The sequence below is a fragment of the Methanococcus maripaludis genome, assembly GCF_013760955.1.
GTDB lineage: Archaea > AGJL01 > Methanococci > Methanococcales > Methanococcaceae > Methanococcus > Methanococcus maripaludis_A.
In genome coordinates this window covers 158,713-179,206 of record NZ_JACDUL010000003.1, presented here as the reverse complement: position 1 = coordinate 179,206, position 20,494 = coordinate 158,713, and the positions used below count along the sequence as shown (strand labels likewise).

The following is a 20,494-nucleotide window of genomic DNA, read 5'->3' as shown; positions in this document are numbered from 1 at the left end:
CAGATACAGGAACTGAAGACACTACAGATACAGGAACTGAAGACACTACAGATACAGGAACTGAAGACACTACAGATACAGGAACTGAAGACACTACAGATACAGGAACTGAAGACACTACCAATATATCAGTATAAAAATTAATTTTTTAATTTTTAATAAACGCTGCAAAAAAGTTGTAAATTATAAAAATCTAGGTACAAAATAGAAAGTTCCAATTGCACTCCCAAGATTTGCAAGAGCTGCAACCAAAAGAACCCTCATCGCCTGATTTTCCATTAATTCTTTAAAATTTTCTGTATTCATCATTTTTCCAATATCGTTAAAAGAAACATCCCTAAATTTAAGCTCAACTAATCCTGCAACGTATCCTGCACCGATCACGGGTATTAATGATGTGACTGGGGCAGCTAAAAATGCCGCAATTATTGTCTGAAGCTTACCTCTGGCTATGAGAACGCCAAGTGACGAAAGACATCCATTTATCAGAACCCATTCTAATGTTAATGCTTTCAATGCTTCAAGATTTGATGATACACTGTAAAATCCATACAATATGACCAAAAGAATCGCAATTGAAATTATTTTACCTAAAACATTTGACTTTTTTTTTACTTCCATTAAAGATTTTAAGTCGATATCTTCTCCGGATTCCATTTGTTTGAGGTAATTTTTAATTCCTGGAACGTGGCCTGCACCAACTACTGCAACAATGTTTTCTTTTCCTTTGCTCGATTCAAAGAGGTTTTTTGCCATATATCTATCTCTCTCATCAACGAGAGTTTCGTAAATTGATGGAGAAATATCTTTTAAAAGTAAAATTAAATCATCCGCGTTTGTTACCATTTCATTGACTGCTTTTTCGTCCAATTCAATGTTTTGTTCTGTTAAAAGTCCGATTAAAAAATCAAATTTTTCTTTAAAAGTCATTTTGTTGATGGTTCTTGACAAAGTAATGTTTATCGGCCTATCTATTAGCGAAAGTGGTTTTCCGTATTGTATCGCAAGATCGGTGGCTTTTTTCATTTCACTTCCAGGTTTTATCCCAAACTGTTCTCCGATATTTTTCTGGAAGTTTGCTAAGATGGAGTGCACTATGTATATTCCTACTTTTCCCTGTTTTATGACTGATTTTAAATCCACGTCATTTTTTTTGTTTTGAAACATGGCTACAAATCGGTCTTTATCTAATTCAATAGCTACTAATTCCGGATCTGTTTCGACGATAGCATTCTCTACATCCGTAATACTATCATCAGATACGTGTGCAGTTCCGACCAATCTGATGTCACATTCTGTAACGCCATTGTTAACCCTTATATACATTTTACCACCAATATATCTAGTAGCTATATCAATCATGGATTATATATATTTGTTGATAAATAATCTGGTGGAAGAATGATTTTTGTTAGAGATGTAATGAAACAGCCAATAACACTTAACAAAGACGACAATATTGAGAAAGCAATTTCGATATTTAGGGAAAATAAAATAAGTGGCGCGCCTGTTGTTGAAGGCGAAAAATTGGTTGGACTTCTCTCTGAGAGTGACATAATTAAGGCTTTAACTTCGCATGACGAGAGATTTAGTCTAGTACTTCCATCTCCTTTTGATTTGATTGAATTACCGTTAAAAACAGCGATAAAAATTGAAGAATTTAGGGGAGATATGGAGAATGCACTTAAAACAGAAGTTTTTGAAGCAATGGCTGAAAAAATAATTAATGTATCGCCAGAAACTCCAATAACTGAAGCTGCCGAAACAATGGTAAAAAATAAAATAAAACGGTTACCTGTTGTTGAAGGCGAAAAATTGGTCGGGATTGTAACAAGGGGCGACTTGATAGAGGCAATGATTTAAAGGTGAAGTTTAATGAAGTTGAATTCTCCTTCCAGAATACATATGGGTTTAATTGATTTAAATGGCGAACTTGGAAGGGTTGATGGCGGAGTAGGAGTTGCTCTGGATTACCCTAATTTTCAGATCGAAGGAAAAGAAAGTAGTGAAATAGAAATAGACTTTAGAATTGAAGTTGATGAAAAAGACAGAGAAAATCTGGAATTAAGAATTAAAAATGCTGCTAAAAATGTTCTAGATGTTATTGGGGAACAAGGAATAAGTTTAAAAATAAATGAGGCAATTTTATCCCATTCTGGACTTGGAAGTGGAACGCAAGTTTCGCTTTCTACTGGAAAGATTACTTCTTTAGTTTACGGTCAAGATTTAAACGCAGAAACACTGGCAAAAATTACTGGAAGAGGTGGAACTTCTGGAATTGGTGTTGCAGCTTTTGAAAATGGTGGATTTATTGTTGATGGGGGCCATAGTTTTGGTGAAGGAAAAGATAAAATTGATTTTAGGCCTTCTTCAGCATCAAAGGATGTAAAACCATCTCCAGTATTATTCAGACACGATTTTGACTGGGATATTGTTTTAACAATTCCAAAAGGAGAACAGGTCTGTGGAGACAGGGAAGTTGATATATTCAGAAAATTCTGTCCAGTTCCCTCAGAAGACGTTCAAAAAATATGCAGGCTGGTTTTGATGAAAATGATGCCCGCAGTTATCGAAAAAGACTTCGATTCCTTCGGAATGGCAGTAAACGAACTTCAAAATTTGGGATTTAAACGTGCAGAAGTTGGACTTCAAAAAGAAAGTTTAAAACAGTTATTATCAAAGCTTCAAGATGTTTCATACAGTGGAATTTCAAGTTTCGGCCCAACAATTTATTCATTGGGGGATAAAGAGGTAATAACTGAAATTTCAAATGAAATTTTCGATAAATTCGGAATTGAAGGTGAAATTATTTCTACAAAAGCAAATAATTCGGGATACGAAATAATAAAATAGTCAAAGTTTGGGAAAATAATGGATTTAGATACGAAAGAAATTATAAAAAATATGGATTTGAAATTTAGAAATATCGATGGAAAGAAGCTTTTATTGGCGATTTCCACCGATAAAGATCGAAATATTTTGATGACTGCGTTTATGAACGAAGAATCGTTGGAAAAATCAATCGAAACAGGATTTATGCATTACTACTCTACAAGCCGCAATAAACTTTGGAGAAAAGGCGAAGAAAGTGGAAATGTTCAAAAAATAATAGATGTATTTAGGGACTGCGATGGCGATGCACTTTTGTTCACCGTTGAACAAACTGGATGGGCATGCCACGAAGGTTATATGTCCTGTTTCCATAATAAAATTGATTTAAATACTGGAAAATTTACTGTTGTTGGAAATAAATTAGATTAATACTTAATTTAAATTATTTTTTAAAATTTAAATATTTTTTATCGTTTTTATGGTGAGACTATGTCTGTCGAAGGGTTTAATCAAAATTTAAATGAGAATATGAAGTTTAAGGAATGTAATATCACAGTAGACACTTGCGTGGTTATTGATGGGAGGATTACTGAATTAATATCTGACGGAACAATCGAAAAATGCACAATAATAGTTCCAGAAGCAGTAATTTCAGAATTGGAAGCACAGGCAAATAAAGGGCGAGAAATTGGATATTTTGGAATCGAGGAATTAAAAAAGCTTGTCAGTGTTGCAAAAGAAAAAGATATCGTAATTGAATATTATGGGGAAAGGCCCTCAATTGAAGCGGTTTCACTTGCAAGGGGCGGAGAAATAGATGCAATAATTAGAAAAGTTGCAAAAGATACAAATTCAATACTTTTTACAAGTGATCGGATCCAGTATAATCTGGCAATCGCTCAAAATATCAATGCACACTTCTTGAAAGTTCATGAGGAAAAGGTAGATTTAAAATTAATTGAATATTTTGACGAAATTACAAGTTCGGTTCACTTAAAAGAGAATTGTTTACCTTATGTTAAAAAAGGAAGGCCCGGAAAAGTTAAATTAATTCCATTTGCAGATGAAATAATGAATAGGGCTGAAATAAAAGTAATAATTGATAATATTTTAAAATATACTGAGCAAAATCACGGTTTAATCGAAATTGAACGAAGGGGTGCAACGGTAATCCAGCTTGGAAATTTGAGGATTTCAATTGCAAGGCCTCCTTTTTCAGAAGCTTTAGAGGTTACTGCCGTAAGACCGATTACAAAAGTGTCTTTGGAGGATTACAACCTTTCTGAAGATTTAAAATTGCGATTGAATACCGCGGAAGGTATTTTTGTTTCAGGGGCTCCGGGAAGTGGTAAATCCACGTTTGTTTCTGCACTGGCTGAAAGATACAAAAATATGGATAAAATCGTAAAAACGATGGAAAGTCCAAGAGATTTGCAAGTTGGAGCTGAAATAACTCAGTATGCGCCACTTGAAGGAAGCATGGAAAAAACTTGCGATATTCTGCTTTTAGTAAGGCCTGACTACACGATATACGATGAAGTTCGTAAAACAAAGGATTTTGAGATATTTGCAGACATGAGGATGGCTGGAGTTGGAATGGTCGGAGTAGTTCACGCTTCAAAAGCAATAGATTCAATTCAAAGACTTATTGGAAGAGTTGAACTTGGAATAATTCCACAAATTGTAGATACCGTAATTTTCATTGAAAATGGTAAGATTGGAAAAGTTTACGAAGTGGAATTTAATGTTAAAGTACCGCACGGAATGAAAGAAGCAGATCTGGCAAGACCTGTAATTGAAGTAGTCGACTTTTTAACGAAATCACCAGAATACGAAATATATACTTACGGGGAGCAGGTCGTCGTAATGCCTATAAAAGAAACAGCAGAGACCAAAAGCCCTGTTTTGGCATACGCAGAAGAAAAAATTTCAGAAGTTTTGAAAAAACACCTTCCAAAAAAGTCAAGACCTGATATCAAAGTCGTAAACAACAACACGGTCGAAGTAAAAGTTTTGGAAAAGTTCATTCCTGCAATAATTGGAAAGGGCGGAAAAGAAATCTCAAAACTTGAAGAGATAACGGGTTTACGAATAAGTGTCAGGGAAAAGAGCGAATCTGCAGAACATGAAAAAGAATTCGAAACTTACGAGTTTATAAACGACTATGAAAGTACAAAACTGACCCAAACGGGAAAACATGTTATTGTTGAACTTGGCGAGGATTATATCGGTGCAAATATCAAGATTTACATCGAAGGAGAATACGCATGCTCTGCAACAGTCAGTTCAAACGGTACTGTAAATATCAGTAAAAAAACTGCAATCGGAAAGGATTTAGCAAATGCAATGAAAAAAGGAAAAGATATTTACGTAGAATTCTAATTTAGTTTTTAAAAATTGATGAAACTTCTAAATCATCTGAAAATATTTTTTCTTTCTTTTTTTCTCTAAATTCAGCTAATTTTTTTTCAATTCGTTCATCAGAAATTGATAACATTTCAGCAGCTAAAATTGCGGCATTTTCCCCCCTATCAATTCCAACGCAAGCAGCAGGAATTCCTGGCGGCATCTGAACAGCGCTTAATAATGCATCAAGTCCATCCAGTTTACTTTCAACAGGAACTGCAATAACTGGTTTTGTAGTCATTGCCGCAACAACCCCTGGCAAATGAGCTGCAAGCCCTGCAATTGCGATAAATACTTTTGATTTTGAATTTTTAACGATTTCTTCAACCAATTCTGGGGTTCTATGTGCTGATGCTACCCTTACCTCGTAATCGATTTCAAATTCTTTTAAAATAGGAACTGCCTTTTCTGCAATTTTTACATCACTTTTACTGCCCATAATTATTGTTATCATTAAATCACCGTGCGGTTTTATTTTTATGATTTTAATGAACTTAATCAATGCTTTTACATATGGTGTTTTTATCTTTTATTTCAATATTTCTGATTTTTGTGTTAACTATTTTAAAAGTTACGCGTATAATTAATTATATCTAAAATATTATTTTAAGGAATATTTTAAAGTTAAAAGTTCAAGGAGATACTATGGCATGCGAAAACGAAGTTCAAAAAACATTTGTGGCACTAAAACCAGATACTGTTGAAAGAAAGCTTGTTGGAAGGATAATTCAGAGATTTGAAGATAGGGGCTTTGAAATCGTTGAAATGAGAATGCTAACCCTTACACCGGAACTGGCAGAAGAATATTATGGCGAACACAAAGGAAAGGAGTTTTACGAAAGATTGATTAATTTCATGACTTCTGGAAGGATAGTTGCAATGGTTATTAAAGGGGAAAGGGCAGTTTCAACGGTTAGAAAAATGCTTGGAAACACCTGTCCTTGTGAAGCAGAGCCTGGAACTATTCGTGGTGATTTCGGGCTTTACACTCCAGCAAATATAATTCATGCATCTGACAGTGTGGAAAGTGCAGAACGCGAAATAAATTTATTTTTTGGAAGATAATTTTTAAATAACAATATTTGGCCATTTTTTATTTTCGGGTTTGTTCGTAAACTATATAATATTTAGATTACTAACTTCTGTTTCGGATTTTTATCAACTTTATAATTTGTACTTGGATGAAACACAGATTTTAGGAATTAAAATTAACTGGTGATTTTTATGGCACTAAGATGTCCAATTGTGAGTGTTCTCGGTCACGTTGATCACGGAAAAACTTCCCTTTTAGATAAAATTAGGAGAACAAGGGTTACTCAGAGAGAGGCTGGAGGAATCACCCAACATATCGGTGCAAGCGAGATACCGATAAACACGATAAAAAAAGTTTCAAAGGATCTTTTAGGATTATTTAAGGCAGATTTATCTATTCCTGGAATTTTAGTTATCGATACGCCCGGGCACGAAGCATTTACCTCATTGAGAAAAAGAGGCGGAGCTTTAGCAGATATTGCAATACTTGTTGTGGATATAAATGAAGGATTCAAGCCACAAACAATCGAAGCAATAAATATTTTGAAACAGTGCAAAACTCCTTTCGTAGTTGCTGCAAATAAAGTAGACCGGATTCCAGGTTGGAATTCAAGTGAAGGTCCGTTTATTTTAAATTTCAACGAAAAAAACCAGCACCCAAATGCAATGACTGAGTTTGAAATAAGGTTATATGAAAATGTTATAAAACACTTAAATGAACTTGGATTCGATGCAGATTTGTTTTCAAGAGTTAAAGATACTACAAAAACAATAAATGTAGTTCCAGTATCTGCAATGACTGGTGAAGGAATTCCAGATTTACTCGTTATTATTTCAGGGTTAGCACAGAAATTCTTAGAGCAAAAACTGGCTTTAAATGTTGAAGGTTATGCAAAAGGTACAGTTTTAGAACTAAAAGAAGAAAAAGGTCTTGGAAAAACAATCGATGCAATAATTTACGACGGAATTGCAAAAACGGGCGATTTTTTGGTTGTTGGAAATCCTGACGGTGTGCTCGTAACAAAAATCAAGGCACTTTTAAAGCCAAAAGAACTTGATGAAATGAGGGACCCAAAGGATAAATTTAAACCTTCAAAACAGATTTCTGCGGCAACAGGTGTTAAAATATCTGCACCTGATCTTGATAACGTTATTGCAGGAAGCCCTTTAAGGATTGTTCCAAAAGATCAGGTAGATGCTGCAAAAGAAGAAGTTCTTCAGGAAGTTGAGGAATTTACCATTTTAACTGATGACGAAGGAATCATCATTAAAGCAGACACGATGGGTTCCCTCGAAGCTCTTGCAAATGAACTTCGAAAAGTAAAGGCTAAAATCAAAAAAGCAGAAGTTGGGGATATCTCTAAAAAAGAGGTTATCGAAGCTTCATCATACGCTTCAACGAATCCGTTAAATGGACTTATAATTTCGTTTAATACAAAAGTACTTGCGGATGCAAAAGTGGAAATTGAAAAATCAGATGTTAAATTACTCGAAGGAAAAATCATCTATAAATTAGTCGAAGAATACGAAGATTGGATAAAAGAAATGGAAGAATTACTGAAATCTGACGAGATAAACAGATTGACAAAACCTGCAATGATTAAAATTCTTCCAAACTGTATTTTTAGACAAAAAGAACCTGCAGTATGCGGTGTTGAAGTCCTCTACGGTACTTTAAAAATTGGAAGTCCGATAATGTCTGAAGATGGAAAAAAACTTGGATATGTTAAGGAAATGAGAGATAACCAGCAGGAAAATATAAAAGAAGCAAAAGTTGGTATGCAAGTTCCAGTTTCAATTGATGGAAATATCGTTCTCAGCAGAAACGCAAAAGAAAACGATATACTGTATGTCGAAGTGCCAGAACCTGAGGCAAGGAAGTTACACCACGAATTTAAGGATGAATTGAGGGGGGATGAAAAAGAAGCCCTTTCAAGATACATGGAATTGAAACAGAAGATCGAAAACAATATATTTTGGGGAATGTAAGCCATTAAACCACATTTATACAAATGACGAAACGTCAACAATATATACCCATTACGTTAAATGTAGTTATGGACTATTATTCGGAATTTTCAAATCTAACTTAACTTAATAATTTTCTCTTTCGGAGGCATAATATGATTTTAGTCATAGGCTATGGTTCTTTAGGGCGTAAGGTCGTAAATAACGCTAAAAATATTGATAAAGTAACCGTGATAGATAAAAATGAAGCTGTTTTTGAATCTCTTGAAAATGGGGATTTTAACTATGTGATTGGCGATGCTTCCGAATTAGATGTTTTAGAAAGAGCTAAGGTAAAGGACGCAGATACTATATTGGTTCTTACAAATGACTACGAAGTAAACAGGAAAATTGTAGAAATAATTTCAGAATTGAATACAAAAGCCTACCTTATTGTAAGGGGCATTATAAAATACCCTGAACTTTACAACGGTTTAGATATAAACAAAATAATTTACCCTCTCGAAAGCGCTGCAAAAGATGCTGTAAACGAGATAGAAAAGTCAAAATTGAGGAGAAAATTATCTGAATTAAAAGAGGTAGCAAATGCCGCTAAAAAGTCTTTTAATGATTATTTCTCCGAAAAAGAAGATGAATCACAGGAAAATCACAAGGCTCCTTTTTTAATATTGATGCACAGAAACCCCGACCCAGATGCAATGGCAAGTGCAATGGCATTGAAAACTATTTTTGATAAATGGGGTGTTTCTTCAGAAATCGCATACGGCGGAAAAATCGGTTATGACGAAAACAAAGCTATGGTAAATTTACTCAGCATAAAATTAAACCCAATTGATGAAATAAACTTATCTAGATACTGTTCTATTGCAGTAGTGGATTCTTCAAGTTCAAAAACCCTTCCAATCGATGTCGAAGCTTCAAAACTATCTGTAATAATTGATCACCACAACGATAGTGATATTGCTGCAAAATATATGGATATATTACCTGAAATTGGTGCAACAGCTACAATTTTAACGAAATATTTACTTGAACTCGATATTACTCCAAATAGGGATTTGGCAACTGCACTGTACTATGCAATAACATCAGATACGAATTATTTCAAAAGAAAAACTTCCAAAAAAGATTTCGAAGCTGCAAGCTATTTACAGGGATTAATGGATCCAAAAGTTTTAGAAATGATTGAAAATCCAGACATGGATACAGAAACTATGGAAATCCTTGGAAAAGCCATAATGAATAGAAAAATCATCAAAGGAAATCTTGCACTTTCATATGTGGGGACCTTAAAAAATAGGGACGCCTTACCAAGAGCAGCAGAATTCTTGCTTAAAATGGAAGGAATAAACACGACTTATATTTTTGGAATAGCTGAAAATGAAATTCACATAAGTTCACGAACAAAAGATTTGAGAATTGATGTTGGAAATATCATGAAAACAGCATTTGGTGGCGGCGGACACCAGTCTTCAGCAGCAGCAAGTGTGGAACTTGGTATATTCCAATCCGTTTCAGATAAACAGTCCTTAAGAAAGCTCGTGGAAGAAGCAATTCAGGCAAAAATATTTGAAACAATGGGTATTGAAGAAGAAGAGCCTGCTGGACAGGATTAATATTCTGATAAAATGCTAAAAGAACTTATAAACAAGTTGTTGTGGCATCCCGACTATAATCCCGAAGATTATAATATAACATATCTTCACAGGGGCGCAAAAAACGATGAAAAAGCAGTCCCTTTAAAAAATATCGTTATTGAAGACTCTTTTCTTGTTTTTGACGAAACACACGTTCCATTTCATAGGATTTTAGAAATTGTAAATTTAAAAACTGGAGAAATACTTTACAAAAAAAGGTAGAAATCATGGTTTATGCAGAAGAGTATATGACAAAAAAAGTTCATTCTATAACTCCTGATGCTACGGTTTCAGATATAATAAAGCTTGTAAAGGAAACTACTCACGATACGTTTCCAGTTGTGGTTAATTCAAAAGTTAAAGGCATTGTTTCAGTTCACGACCTTATCGGAAAGGATGAATCGATTAAAGTAAGTGAATTTATGACTTCAAGGGACGAAATGATCGTTACAAAGCCAAACACCAAGATAATGGATGTTGGACGGATAATGTTTAGAACTGGATTTTCAAAACTTCCTGTAGTTGATGAAAACAATAATATTCTTGGAATTATCACAAATACTGATGTTATAAGGTCGCAAATCGAAAAAACCACGCCAAAAAAGCTCAAAAAAATAGTAAATTCTTACATAAATTTGGGATACGAAGTAACTACAAAGCGAGAAACAATTCATATCGATGATTTGGTTCCAACTCAGGCTACGGTTTACGAAGATGAGCTTTATGGTAGAGCATACGAGTTAAAACGGGGACTTGCTGAACCAATAATTGTTATAAAGACAAATAAAAATGAAAAGTATATTTTAGTCGATGGCCACCACAGGGCAGTAGCTGCATGTCTTTCAAATATAAAAGAACTCGAAGCGCATGTTTTGGAAATAGATACTGATAAACAGATGGGAATCGAAAAAACTGCTGAAAAACAGGGTTTGAAGTGTTTAAAAGATATTAAGATACTCGATGAAGAGAAAATGAATTGCAGTAGTGCATACAAACTCAAGGCAAATATCCTTGAAATGTAAATCACTAATTATTAATTCTTTAAAATTTATATCACAATTATGCAGAAAAACAGGTATTTAGAAATAGACTTTGTTAGGGGAATTGCAATAATACTGATGGTTATTTCAAATTTTGTAACTGATTTAAAATATTTTTTAGGATATTCTGAAAATCTGTTATTCTGGAGTATTTTTGCTCTTTTTGTGGCTTCCATGTTTATATTCATTTCAGGGGTTTCTTTTAACATCAGTTTTTCAAAAAAAGTTGCATCTAATAATTTAAACTATAAAAACTACTTTATTCGTTTTACAAAGCTTTTTACAATTGCAATATTGATAACAATTATTACAGGCAGTTTTTTAACATCCGGAACAATATATTTTGGAATTATACATTTTTTGGCGATTTCAGGGATTTTTGGAATTATATTTTACCGCTTTAAAAAAATGAATCTGTTTTTCGCTTTTATTTTTTTGATTATCGGATTTTTATTTAATGGGAATGTTTTAGATACTCCATATTTACTCATTTTTGGAATAATGCCCCGTAACTTTTACACTCTTGATTACTTTCCGATTTTTCCGTGGTTTGGAATTTACCTACTTGGAATGAATTTTTCAGAAAAATATTATAAAAATGGAGTTTCGAGATATTCATTTGAAATTTTCAAAAATAAATTTTTCAATAAAATATGTTTTTTAGGACAAAACACCCTTTTTATTTACATAATCCACCAGCCGATTCTGGTTGGACTTTTAATTTTAAAATACGGAATATTTTCAAAAATAGCGCTCTAAAACAAAAAAGAATTATTGTATTTATCTGAATTTACTGTATTTATAAAAGATTCTGCAAGTTCCTTCATCAGAAACCATACAGCTTCCAACAGGATTCATCGGATCGCAGGTTTTTCCAAATAATTTACAGTCATGTGGAAGTTTTTCTCCCCTTAAGATTTCACTGCAAATACAAGCTTTGTTTATTACTTCTTTAATATCTGGAATGTCAATATTTTCGTGAACATCGTATTGTTTGAATTCTTTTCTTAATTTCATTCCGCCATCTTTGATAACCGGAAATCCTCTCCACGCAACGTCTGATGGTTCGAAAACCTTATTCATAATTTTTTGTGCAATAACGTTTCCTTCTTCCCTAACTCCTCTCGTGTACTCGTTTTCAACCTTAGCTTCGCCTTTTACGAGCTGTTTTAATATCATCACGATTGAAGCCATTACATCGATTGGTTCAAAGCCTGCAACAACCATCGGTGCATGGTATGTTTCACATGGGCCATAATATGGTTTTAATCCCGTAATCGTTGAAACGTGGCCAGGACATATAAATCCGTCCAGATTAAGTGATGTTCCACCGCCGAGTAAAAATCCCATTACTGGGGGGGTTTGTCTGTGTGAATTTAATATGTAGAAATTTTCAGGTTTATTTAATAATTCTGCGGCAGTTGTTGGAGCAGTGGTTTCAAATCCGATTGCAACAAATACTACCTTTTCATCCTGTTTTTTTGCAAGTTTAACTGCATCTCCAATTCCGTAAACAATTTTTACATCTGCACCTTCGGATTGAAGTTGCATTAATGATTTTTCACTTCCCGGAACTCGATACATATCTCCAAGGGTTGCAATCGTGTATCCCTGTTCAGCAAGGTACATTGCTTCATCGATTTCTTTCTGTGTTGTAACACACACTGGGCATCCTGGTCCAGGAACTACCGTAATATTGTCCGGTAAAACGTCTCTTATTCCGTATTTACAGATGGTATGTTCGTGTGATCCACAAACGTGCATTATTTTTACATCATCCAGTTTTTCAGAGAGTTTTTGGATTGTTTGAATAGATTTCTTAATTAATTCTTTGTCATTGATGTTCATGAGTTTTGCATCCATACTATTCCCCTTCTGATTAAGATACCAAAATTATGACAAAATACTATATAAAAATAGTAGAGTGGATCTTTGTAAAAAAAGTCTAAAAATCTCTGATTAACAACAAAAATCAATTAAAATATTTTGATTTATGGAATTATTGATTTTGAGGAGTTGTACAATCAGATTTTAATTTATTATAAGTTTTTATATCATGTTATCAAATTATAGTTATTCTAAACATATTCGAACTAATTATGAGGTGTTTATCATGTTTCCTGGCGGAGGAAAGTTTAATCCAAGAATGATGAAACAAATGCAGAAGATGATGAAAGATTTCGGAATGGATGCCGAAGATTTGAAAGCTGTTAAGGTTACAATTGAACTTGAAGACCAACTCTTGGTCTTTGAAAAACCAAAAGTTCAGGTAATGGACATGCTTGGAAATAAAACTTATTCGATTACTGGAAAAGCTAAGAAAGTAGCAAAAGAAGAAGAAAAAATCGAAGATGTTGAAGTAAAAGTTGAAGTAACTGAAGAAGACATCGAAATGGTTTCAAGCCAGTGCGGAGTTTCAAAAGAAGAAGCTAAAAAAGCATTAGAAGAAGCTAATGGGGATTTAGCTGAAGCTATTTTAAAACTTGGAAACTAATTTTTATTTTTTTAATTATCAAACATTTTATTTATTTTTGTTTTTTCTAAGCCGGTGAAAGAATGGATATCGAAAGGTACGTAAGAAAGTGTCTGAAAAAGGGAATTTCAGAGTCTAAAATCATTGAAGACGGTTTTAAAAAAGTAATTGAAGTTAAAGACACTGATGAAGGATGGGCAAGAAGATTTGTCGAAGCAGTGGTCGAAGAAGTAAAGACAACTGAAAAATACCATGAATCAGAAGATAAAAATTTAAAATATTTACTCGACTGCCCAGAATCCGGAATTACAATGGGAAAAATGGGTGTTGGAAGCCGAGGAGAAGGCGATTTTTTTGTTCACCGCGAAATTGCGAGAATTATTGAAAGTACAAATTTAGAAACTGAAGTTGATAGTACTGAACAGGACGATGCAGGGGTTGTAAAAGCAAATGCAGAACACGTAGTTGTTGCAGTTGATGGAACCCACTCTAGATTAAGCGATTTTCCATTTATTGCAGGATTTCACGTTGCAAGAGCTGCTTTAAGGGACGTTTACGTTATGGGTGCAGACGCAGTTGCAGTTATAAGTGACATTCACCTTGCAGACGATGGAGACGTTTCAAAAATATTCGATTACACTGCTGGAATCTGTGCAGTTTCCGAAGCTGTAAATGTACCGCTTGTTGCAGGAAGTACCTTGAGAGTTGGCGGGGACATGGTTTTAGGGGACAGGATGGTCAGTGCTGTTGGTGCAATCGGAACAATTGGAAAAGGAGAACCAACTGCAAGAAAAAGAGCTGAAGTTGGGGATGTAATTTTAATGACTGAAGGAAGCGGTGGTGGAACAATTTCTACAACTGCGCTCTATTACGGAATGTTTGACGTTATAAAAGAAACGATTAACGTTGATTTTTTAAAATCATGCAAAAATTTAATTGAAAATGACCTTTTAAAACACATTCACGTAATGACCGATGTTACAAATGGCGGATTAAGGGGGGATGCTTTTGAGATTACAAACACCGCAAAAGTTTCACTTGAGATTTACAAAGAAAAAGTCAATGAACTCGTAAACCCGAAAGTCTTGGAAATGCTCCAAAAATTAAATATTGATCCTTTAGGAGTTTCAATTGACAGCCTTTTGATAATTGCTCCAGAAGATAAAGCTGGAGAAATAATGGAAAAAACCGGTGCTAAACAGATTGGGGTCGTAAAAGAAGGAGACGTTAGCTATTTAATTGATAAAAATGGCGAAAAAGAACTTTTAATTCCAAAATTCCGGGAAGCAGCATACACTCCAGTTAAAAAGGTAGTTGGCGAACAAAAACCTGATAACTTTGAAGAAATGAAAGAAAAAGTCAAAAAAACATGCGACATGGCAATAGAAAAGAAAGATTTTATATTAAAAGAAATGGTTAAAGATTAATTAGTCTTAATATTAAGTTCTTTTATTAATTTTCCTATTTTTGACGGATCTACAATATTTATGTCCACATTTTTATTTTTTATCGAAATTTCAACGGTTTTCTGATTTTCAACAGATAGCTGAATTCCAACACCTTTTTTTTCAAGGGTATCAATAAGTCCAAGTATCATTTCCATATCCATAGTATCACCTTTTAAGATTTTCTTTCGTTGTATATATTTAAAGCTTCTGAAACAGTTTTTCCGTCAATTGTTATTGCATAGATTGCATTACACATTGATATGGCATCTGAAAATGATTTTTGATGTATATTTCTGCCAGTGGCATTTCCTGACGCCCCGCTTATATGGATCTGTTCGTAAAGCTGTTTTAAAAATGATTCAATATCTGTGCTTGATCCGCCTGCACAGACTACTTTCGTTCTTCCGGCAGCCATAACAGCTTCTTTAAATGATTCTGCAGGATTTTCTGATTTTGGATAGTTTACTTTTACAAAATCTGCACCAAGGCACGATGCAACGCCGGTGGCTCCAGCAATTAGATGGGGATCTTTTTCATTCTCTACAGATTTTCCTCTCGGATAAATCCAGAGAATTACAACGAGTCCTCCTTTATGGGCTTCGTAAATTATTTTCGAAGCTTCAGAAAGCATCTCTGGCTCATATTCACTTCCAAGGTATATTGTGTAGCCAACTCCAACTATATTAATTCCAGAATTTTTTTTAAATTCCAGAATATTGTTAATATTTATCAGTGAACGGCTTATCGGGTCTTTCTGGTTCGTTTCTACAAGATTTGTTTTTGAATTTAATTTTATGATGTAATTTATATCTTTATAATCGTGGCCGTATCTTGACAGTAATCCAAACTGAACTGCAAAACCACCTATTTTTGAACTTTTAGCAATTTTAAACAGGTGTTCTGGATTTGCATCATCTTTTGAAATATCTTTTCCGTAAAAATCTTCGTTCAAATGTTCGATTTTTTGATCGCCTGCAAAAAGCATTAAATTGCCCGTATTTCTTGTAAGATTCAGGTAATTTTGAATATATTCCTCATGCATTGACTTTGGAGTTTCCAGCGGAATTAATACTTCATTACAGCTTATTTTTTTAACCACTATTGTCCCCTCTTTAGCTTTTAACTAACTATTATCAATAATAGTTCTCTGTTTTTTAATTTAAAATAGTTTAGATTTAATTACAGTCAATGAAAAATAATATATAAGTTATAAGCACAAATTTATAATAAATTGCAAAAGCCATATCGGGGGATATCATGTTGCGTGGGGGCGTAAATGATTGTAAAATTAAATGGGAATTTTTGATCGGAAATAGTATCGATTCAAGCCCTATTCTTTCTAAAAACGGAACCGTATATGTTGGTTCAGGCGATAAAAATCTTTATGCAATAAATCCTGATGGGTCTGTAAAGTGGTCTTTTAAATCGGACGAAATAATTGAGTGCAAGCCATCCATTGGTAAAGATGGAACAATTTATTTTGGTTCAGATAAGGTCTATGCAATAAACCCCGACGGAACTGAAAAGTGGAAATTTGGTACAAAAAAAGCAATAGCATCCGACTTTACGATTTTTGAAGACGTACTTTATGTAACGTCCCTCGATGGTTATCTCTATGCAATAAACCCCGACGGAACTGAAAAGTGGCGTTTTAAAACCAATAGGGCAATATATGCAACACCCATAGTTTCAGAAGATGGAACAATTTATGTTGGATCAAATGACAATTATCTCTATGCAATAAACCCCGACGGAACTGAAAAGTGGCGTTTTAAAACTAATGATACAATAACTTCTGCAGTATCCATTGGTAAAGATGGAACAATTTATTTTGGTTCAGATAAGGTCTATGCAATAAACCCCGACGGAACTGAAAAGTGGAAATTTTATGCTGGATACTGGATTGTTACAAGGCCTGCAATTTCAGAAGATGGAACGATCTATGTAACGTCCCTCGATGGTTATCTCTATGCAATAAACCCCGACGGAACTGAAAAGTGGCGTTTTAAAACGGATAAACGTATAGAATCTTCCCCCGTAATTGGAAACACCGGAACAATTTATTTTGGTTCATATGATGGTCATTTATACGCAATAAACCCCGACGGAACTGAAAAGTGGAATTTTCAAACGGGAAGCTGGATAATAGCTACTCCAACAATAGATAAAAACGGAACAATCTATTTTGGGACAAGAAATGGAAAATTCTACGCATTATTTAATTAATATTTTATTAACAACTTTTTTGCTGATTTCAAAAGATTATAAATCTGAGTAGCATTTTTATATCTATTTTTACTTATAATTTAACAAATGACAAACAATATTTGGATTATTTTGGTGGTATTATGAAAAAAGTAAAGGTGTGTTCGCCTGGAACTTCTGCAAATCTCGGTCCGGGGTATGATATTTTCGGGCTTGCTCTTTCAAAGCCATATGATACATTGGAAGTCGAAAAAACGGAACAAGGAATTACAATTTCTGTTGACGGGGAAAAAGCAGAAGAGATATCTACAAAAGTGGACGAAAATACCGCAGGAGTGGTTGCTAAAAAGATGATGGAAGATTTTAATATCGAATCAGGAATCCATATTCATATAAATAAAGGAATAAAACCCGGAAGCGGTCTTGGAAGTAGTTCCGCGTCATGTGCAGGAGTTGCATTTGCATTAAATGAACTTTTTGAACTGGGATTATCCAAATTAGAACTTGTTAAATATTCTTCACTTGGGGAAGCAGTCGCCGCAGGCGCTCCTCACGCAGATAACGTAGCTCCTGCAATTTTTGGGGGATTTACACTTACAACAAGCTACGATCCTTTAGAAGTACTTCATATCCCCGTAGATATTGAAGTTTTAGTTGCACTTCCAAACATTCAGGTAAGTACGAAAACCGCAAGAGAAATACTTCCAAAGGAAATTCCAATAAACGATATGGTAAACAACGTTGGAAAAGCTGCAGGAATGATTTATGCATTATATAACAACGATTTAGAACTTTTTGGAAGATACATGTCAAAAGACTGCGTTGTTGAACCATGCAGGGCCAATTTAATTGATGGATATGACGAAGTTAAAGAAAAGGTAAAAGATATGGTCTACGGTATAACGATCAGTGGTTCAGGACCTGCAATTATTACAATACCTAAAAAAGAACACGTAATTGATATCGAAAATATATTTAAGGATGTCTGGAACTGTCCGGTTTACTATACGAAAGTGGGGCCCGGATGTTACGTTGAAGAAATTGAATAATTTAAAATTAAAAAATTTTTTTATTTATTCTAAAATTTCTAAAATCCTGTTGATTTCTTCGTTTTTGAATATTCTTAATTTATCTCCTTCTTTTACATCTTCAACCGAATTATTGTATTCGTATATCTCGTAATTTGAATCGTCCATCGCAGTTATCGTGTCAGGAGTAATTGAAATTACTGTGGCAGTTTCACAATCTTCTCCTTTTTTAATTAATTTTGCAGATTTATCAATTTCATTCCAGGCAAGTGAAATTTTATCTCCAAGTTCAACAGGTTCAAGGTAAACTCTCGCTTCATTCAACGAAGAAACGACATATAGTTTTTCAGTATATTCTAAAATATCTCCGAGTTTAAATTCTGGAATTCGAACTGCAACCGTAATTCTGTACTGGTCTTTTCCAGTATCTTTATCTACTCCAACGAGTTTTGCAGTTTCAATTGATTTTCCGCCGTATTTGGCTTTTATCGCTGATGCAATATTTCGTATTGCACCCATTGAACCCATTTGATAGTCTAACCCTTCTTTTTGTGGAATATATTTTGAGATAAATGCCATCCTGTCTTTATTAAGTCGTTTTTCAGCTTCATCCCTAACGAAGTCGTCCAATTCTATCCTTTCTTTGTCATTTAAAAATCGGTTCATTGCCCTAACTTGGAGCGTTCCTTCGTAGTAGTTTGACATACATCTAGAACATCTTGGGCACTGCACCATATCAAGATAAACTGTAATGTGTCTTTCTTCATCTCTGTCGTTGTCTTCCCCAACGAGTCGTCCTTCTGCAAAAACAACAACTGGGATTTCTACACGGGATCTTTTTCCTCCCGGAAGCTGTCGTGGTTCTTGTGGAATTATTTCTACATCAATGCTTTTATTTGCCTTTTTTAAATTATCCTTAACTCCAAAATATGCAATTTCTTCCATTACTTCGTAAGTTTCCTTTTTTTGAGGGTCTTGCCAGAGTTTTCTCTTGTACGACCCGCACATGTGGCAGACTTCAACGTGGATCTCGTTATCGAGTTCAATAAGTGGATTCATGTGGGTGTAGCAGATTTTACATAAGCCATCTAGAAGTTCGCCTTCATGACCGCAACGGTAGCAGAATCCTTTCATAATATCACCAAAAATGTAAAATTCGTTAATTAAGTAAAAAAGAAGAAAAAGAGTACTTATAATGTCTTAACTGGTTTCATTGCACCACAAGCGGTACATTTCAAGAAGTGTATTCTTCCTTCTTTTACGATTTTTGTGTCTGGTTTTCCACATTCTGGACAGAGTACGTATTCATTTACGTAATTTTGGATTTTTTCGTTTACCATTCTCCATCCAAATTTACCCTGCAAGATTAATCTGACACCTTCCATGTCCCCTGCAGTACCGAGTTCTTTCATTACGTATTTTGCAAATTCTTGTGGGTCCCTTTCCATGAATTTTGCAATATCTTTGAAGTTTTTAATAATGGTCCTGTTTCCTTCTACAAAACTATCTGCAGATGGAATTTCAAACCTTACGTCTTTGAATACTTCTTCTGGAAGTTGTTCTCGCGCTCTTGTCAATAAACTGTTGTAATCGAAGTAGTCGACCATGTTTTCACCAAATTTAAATTAGAAACTAATATCGTAAAAAAGTGTACAAGTTCTAAACTTGTTCTCTAGTCCATTGTTTATATACTTGCCGTTAAATTAATATAGTTGTCACGATACATGGTGTTAAGACTAGGTTATACTAGTAGTTTAGTGACGGGTGAATTCCCGTAGGGCATGTAGCATTAAGCTGAACCCATAAACAGAAATCGACGAAACAAGTGATACCATGAGTATGTACAACTACGTGAAAGAAGCATGGAAAGTACCTGCTAACTCATACGTTAAAGAGTTACAATGGTCAAGAATGCAAGACTGGAGAAAAGAACCTTCAGTTATTAGAGTTGAAAGACCTACAAGAATTGATAGGGCTAGAAACTTAGGATACAAAGCAAAACAAGGAATTGTTGTTGTAAGAGTTAGTGTTAGAAGAGGAGGTTTAAGAAAACCAAGACCAAAACACTCCAAAAAACCTTCAACATTAGGTATCAACAAAATTACAATGGCAAAATCCATTCAAAGAATTGCTGAAGAAAGAGCAGCTAAAAAATACCCTAACTTGGAAGTATTAAACTCTTACTGGGTAGGACAAGATGGAAAACAAAAATGGTACGAAGTAATCTTAGTTGATTCATGCCATCCGTCAATCAAAAGCGACAAATCCTACAACTGGCTCTGCAAAGGAACCCACAAAGGTAGAGCAACCAGAGGTTTAACCTCAGCTGGTAAAAAAGGAAGAGGATTAATGTACAAAGGAAAAGGTACTGAAAAAGTAAGGCCAAGTGTCAGAGCTAACAGCAAAAAAGCGAAATAATTAATTT

22 protein-coding genes are annotated in these 20,494 nt (G+C 34.4%); 15 read left to right on the top strand and 7 right to left on the bottom strand.

Annotation, left to right across the window (positions count from 1 at the left end; all coding sequences use genetic code 11):
* Positions 1–183 precede the first annotated feature (183 nt).
* A complete protein-coding gene (locus HNP90_RS06240; protein ID WP_012067810.1) occupies positions 184–1,326 on the bottom strand; it encodes a TraB/GumN family protein in 1,143 nt (380 codons plus the stop codon).
* 75 nt (positions 1,327–1,401) lie between these two features.
* On the opposite strand from HNP90_RS06240, the gene HNP90_RS06235 reads away from it, so the two are divergent.
* The 4 genes from HNP90_RS06235 to HNP90_RS06220 are packed head-to-tail and all read left to right on the top strand — an operon-like array spanning position 1,402 to position 5,214.
* Positions 1,402–1,863, top strand: coding sequence for a CBS domain-containing protein (locus tag HNP90_RS06235; RefSeq protein ID WP_012067811.1), 462 nt, complete (start codon positions 1,402–1,404; stop codon positions 1,861–1,863).
* 12 nt (positions 1,864–1,875) lie between these two features.
* Complete coding sequence (locus HNP90_RS06230) at positions 1,876–2,853, top strand: beta-ribofuranosylaminobenzene 5'-phosphate synthase (RefSeq protein ID WP_012067812.1); 978 nt, start codon at positions 1,876–1,878, stop codon at positions 2,851–2,853.
* Between the two features lie 18 nt (positions 2,854–2,871).
* On the top strand, positions 2,872–3,261 hold the full coding sequence (gene hisI / locus HNP90_RS06225; RefSeq protein ID WP_012067813.1) for a phosphoribosyl-AMP cyclohydrolase: 390 nt from the start codon (positions 2,872–2,874) through the stop codon (positions 3,259–3,261).
* Between the two features lie 60 nt (positions 3,262–3,321).
* On the top strand, positions 3,322–5,214 hold the full coding sequence (locus tag HNP90_RS06220; RefSeq protein ID WP_012067814.1) for a PINc/VapC family ATPase: 1,893 nt from the start codon (positions 3,322–3,324) through the stop codon (positions 5,212–5,214).
* Between the two features lies 1 nt (position 5,215).
* Here the strand turns inward: HNP90_RS06220 and purE are convergent, their stop codons facing one another.
* The gene (purE, locus tag HNP90_RS06215) at positions 5,216–5,692 is read right to left on the bottom strand and encodes a 5-(carboxyamino)imidazole ribonucleotide mutase (protein WP_012067815.1); all 477 of its coding nucleotides are present in this window, start codon (positions 5,690–5,692) and stop codon (positions 5,216–5,218) included.
* Positions 5,693–5,883: 191 nt separating this feature from the next.
* On the opposite strand from purE, the gene HNP90_RS06210 reads away from it, so the two are divergent.
* From HNP90_RS06210 to HNP90_RS06185, 6 genes are all read left to right on the top strand, one after another.
* Positions 5,884–6,303, top strand: a complete 420-nt coding sequence (locus tag HNP90_RS06210) for a nucleoside-diphosphate kinase (protein WP_012067816.1) — start codon at positions 5,884–5,886, stop codon at positions 6,301–6,303.
* A gap of 159 nt (positions 6,304–6,462) precedes the next feature.
* On the top strand, positions 6,463–8,259 hold the full coding sequence (gene infB / locus HNP90_RS06205) for a translation initiation factor IF-2 (protein WP_012067817.1): 1,797 nt from the start codon (positions 6,463–6,465) through the stop codon (positions 8,257–8,259).
* Between the two features lie 134 nt (positions 8,260–8,393).
* Positions 8,394–9,854 carry a DHH family phosphoesterase gene (locus HNP90_RS06200; protein WP_012067818.1) on the top strand — a complete coding sequence of 487 codons (1,461 nt, stop codon included), beginning with the start codon at positions 8,394–8,396 and terminating at the stop codon, positions 9,852–9,854.
* Positions 9,855–9,866: 12 nt separating this feature from the next.
* Positions 9,867–10,097 (top strand): DUF504 domain-containing protein, encoded by a 231-nt coding sequence (locus HNP90_RS06195; RefSeq protein WP_012067819.1) that lies wholly within the window; start codon positions 9,867–9,869, stop codon positions 10,095–10,097.
* Positions 10,098–10,102: 5 nt separating this feature from the next.
* Positions 10,103–10,897, top strand: a complete 795-nt coding sequence (locus tag HNP90_RS06190; protein WP_012067820.1) for a CBS domain-containing ParB/RepB/Spo0J family partition protein — start codon at positions 10,103–10,105, stop codon at positions 10,895–10,897.
* Positions 10,898–10,936: 39 nt separating this feature from the next.
* Positions 10,937–11,674 (top strand): heparan-alpha-glucosaminide N-acetyltransferase, encoded by a 738-nt coding sequence (locus HNP90_RS06185; protein ID WP_012067821.1) that lies wholly within the window; start codon positions 10,937–10,939, stop codon positions 11,672–11,674.
* Positions 11,675–11,695: 21 nt separating this feature from the next.
* Here HNP90_RS06185 and hypD read toward each other — a convergent pair whose 3' ends face one another.
* The gene (gene hypD / locus HNP90_RS06180) at positions 11,696–12,778 is read right to left on the bottom strand and encodes a hydrogenase formation protein HypD (RefSeq protein WP_012067822.1); all 1,083 of its coding nucleotides are present in this window, start codon (positions 12,776–12,778) and stop codon (positions 11,696–11,698) included.
* A gap of 250 nt (positions 12,779–13,028) precedes the next feature.
* On the opposite strand from hypD, the gene HNP90_RS06175 reads away from it, so the two are divergent.
* A complete protein-coding gene (locus HNP90_RS06175; RefSeq protein ID WP_012067823.1) occupies positions 13,029–13,409 on the top strand; it encodes a nascent polypeptide-associated complex protein in 381 nt (126 codons plus the stop codon).
* A gap of 62 nt (positions 13,410–13,471) precedes the next feature.
* Positions 13,472–14,815: an AIR synthase-related protein gene (locus tag HNP90_RS06170; RefSeq protein WP_012067824.1), complete on the top strand. Its 1,344-nt coding sequence runs from the start codon at positions 13,472–13,474 to the stop codon at positions 14,813–14,815.
* On the opposite strand, the gene HNP90_RS06165 is transcribed toward HNP90_RS06170, so the two are convergent.
* Both HNP90_RS06165 and HNP90_RS06160 read right to left on the bottom strand, forming a co-directional pair.
* The gene (locus HNP90_RS06165; RefSeq protein ID WP_012067825.1) at positions 14,812–14,997 is read right to left on the bottom strand and encodes a hypothetical protein; all 186 of its coding nucleotides are present in this window, start codon (positions 14,995–14,997) and stop codon (positions 14,812–14,814) included. The two genes, HNP90_RS06170 and HNP90_RS06165, sit on opposite strands and share 4 nt — an antisense overlap.
* An 11-nt stretch (positions 14,998–15,008) precedes the next feature.
* A complete protein-coding gene (locus HNP90_RS06160; protein ID WP_012067826.1) occupies positions 15,009–15,935 on the bottom strand; it encodes a beta/alpha barrel domain-containing protein in 927 nt (308 codons plus the stop codon).
* Between the two features lie 158 nt (positions 15,936–16,093).
* Here HNP90_RS06160 and HNP90_RS06155 point away from each other — a divergent pair, with 158 nt between their 5' ends.
* Together HNP90_RS06155 and HNP90_RS06150 are read left to right on the top strand one after the other, a co-directional pair.
* Positions 16,094–17,062 carry a PQQ-binding-like beta-propeller repeat protein gene (locus HNP90_RS06155; protein ID WP_012067827.1) on the top strand — a complete coding sequence of 323 codons (969 nt, stop codon included), beginning with the start codon at positions 16,094–16,096 and terminating at the stop codon, positions 17,060–17,062.
* Between the two features lie 122 nt (positions 17,063–17,184).
* Positions 17,185–18,090: a homoserine kinase gene (locus HNP90_RS06150; protein ID WP_012067828.1), complete on the top strand. Its 906-nt coding sequence runs from the start codon at positions 17,185–17,187 to the stop codon at positions 18,088–18,090.
* 24 nt (positions 18,091–18,114) lie between these two features.
* Here the strand turns inward: HNP90_RS06150 and HNP90_RS06145 are convergent, their stop codons facing one another.
* Both HNP90_RS06145 and HNP90_RS06140 read right to left on the bottom strand, forming a co-directional pair.
* A complete protein-coding gene (locus tag HNP90_RS06145; RefSeq protein WP_012067829.1) occupies positions 18,115–19,203 on the bottom strand; it encodes a 60S ribosomal export protein NMD3 in 1,089 nt (362 codons plus the stop codon).
* A 56-nt stretch (positions 19,204–19,259) separates the two neighbouring features.
* Entirely contained in the window at positions 19,260–19,676 is a 417-nt protein-coding gene (locus tag HNP90_RS06140; protein WP_012067830.1) for a translation initiation factor IF-2 subunit beta, read from the bottom strand.
* A 226-nt stretch (positions 19,677–19,902) separates the two neighbouring features.
* Between HNP90_RS06140 and HNP90_RS06135 the strand changes: the two genes are divergently transcribed.
* Positions 19,903–20,487, top strand: coding sequence for a 50S ribosomal protein L15e (locus tag HNP90_RS06135; protein WP_012067831.1), 585 nt, complete (start codon positions 19,903–19,905; stop codon positions 20,485–20,487).
* The last annotated feature ends 7 nt before the right edge of the window (positions 20,488–20,494 follow it).

Excerpts from the sequence above, each read along its gene's own strand:
- HNP90_RS06240 (WP_012067810.1), bottom strand. The coding sequence starts at position 1,326 with ATGTATATAAGGGTTAACAATGGCGTTACAGAATGTGACATCAGATTG.
- HNP90_RS06235 (WP_012067811.1), top strand. The coding sequence starts at position 1,402 with ATGATTTTTGTTAGAGATGTAATGAAACAGCCAATAACACTTAACAAA.
- HNP90_RS06230 (WP_012067812.1), top strand. The coding sequence starts at position 1,876 with ATGAAGTTGAATTCTCCTTCCAGAATACATATGGGTTTAATTGATTTA.
- hisI (WP_012067813.1), top strand. The coding sequence starts at position 2,872 with ATGGATTTAGATACGAAAGAAATTATAAAAAATATGGATTTGAAATTT.
- HNP90_RS06220 (WP_012067814.1), top strand. The coding sequence starts at position 3,322 with ATGTCTGTCGAAGGGTTTAATCAAAATTTAAATGAGAATATGAAGTTT.
- purE (WP_012067815.1), bottom strand. The coding sequence starts at position 5,692 with ATGATAACAATAATTATGGGCAGTAAAAGTGATGTAAAAATTGCAGAA.
- HNP90_RS06210 (WP_012067816.1), top strand. The coding sequence starts at position 5,884 with ATGGCATGCGAAAACGAAGTTCAAAAAACATTTGTGGCACTAAAACCA.
- infB (WP_012067817.1), top strand. The coding sequence starts at position 6,463 with ATGGCACTAAGATGTCCAATTGTGAGTGTTCTCGGTCACGTTGATCAC.
- HNP90_RS06200 (WP_012067818.1), top strand. The coding sequence starts at position 8,394 with ATGATTTTAGTCATAGGCTATGGTTCTTTAGGGCGTAAGGTCGTAAAT.
- HNP90_RS06195 (WP_012067819.1), top strand. The coding sequence starts at position 9,867 with ATGCTAAAAGAACTTATAAACAAGTTGTTGTGGCATCCCGACTATAAT.
- HNP90_RS06190 (WP_012067820.1), top strand. The coding sequence starts at position 10,103 with ATGGTTTATGCAGAAGAGTATATGACAAAAAAAGTTCATTCTATAACT.
- HNP90_RS06185 (WP_012067821.1), top strand. The coding sequence starts at position 10,937 with ATGCAGAAAAACAGGTATTTAGAAATAGACTTTGTTAGGGGAATTGCA.
- hypD (WP_012067822.1), bottom strand. The coding sequence starts at position 12,778 with ATGGATGCAAAACTCATGAACATCAATGACAAAGAATTAATTAAGAAA.
- HNP90_RS06175 (WP_012067823.1), top strand. The coding sequence starts at position 13,029 with ATGTTTCCTGGCGGAGGAAAGTTTAATCCAAGAATGATGAAACAAATG.
- HNP90_RS06170 (WP_012067824.1), top strand. The coding sequence starts at position 13,472 with ATGGATATCGAAAGGTACGTAAGAAAGTGTCTGAAAAAGGGAATTTCA.
- HNP90_RS06165 (WP_012067825.1), bottom strand. The coding sequence starts at position 14,997 with ATGGATATGGAAATGATACTTGGACTTATTGATACCCTTGAAAAAAAA.
- HNP90_RS06155 (WP_012067827.1), top strand. The coding sequence starts at position 16,094 with ATGTTGCGTGGGGGCGTAAATGATTGTAAAATTAAATGGGAATTTTTG.
- HNP90_RS06150 (WP_012067828.1), top strand. The coding sequence starts at position 17,185 with ATGAAAAAAGTAAAGGTGTGTTCGCCTGGAACTTCTGCAAATCTCGGT.
- HNP90_RS06145 (WP_012067829.1), bottom strand. The coding sequence starts at position 19,203 with ATGAAAGGATTCTGCTACCGTTGCGGTCATGAAGGCGAACTTCTAGAT.
- HNP90_RS06140 (WP_012067830.1), bottom strand. The coding sequence starts at position 19,676 with ATGGTCGACTACTTCGATTACAACAGTTTATTGACAAGAGCGCGAGAA.
- HNP90_RS06135 (WP_012067831.1), top strand. The coding sequence starts at position 19,903 with ATGAGTATGTACAACTACGTGAAAGAAGCATGGAAAGTACCTGCTAAC.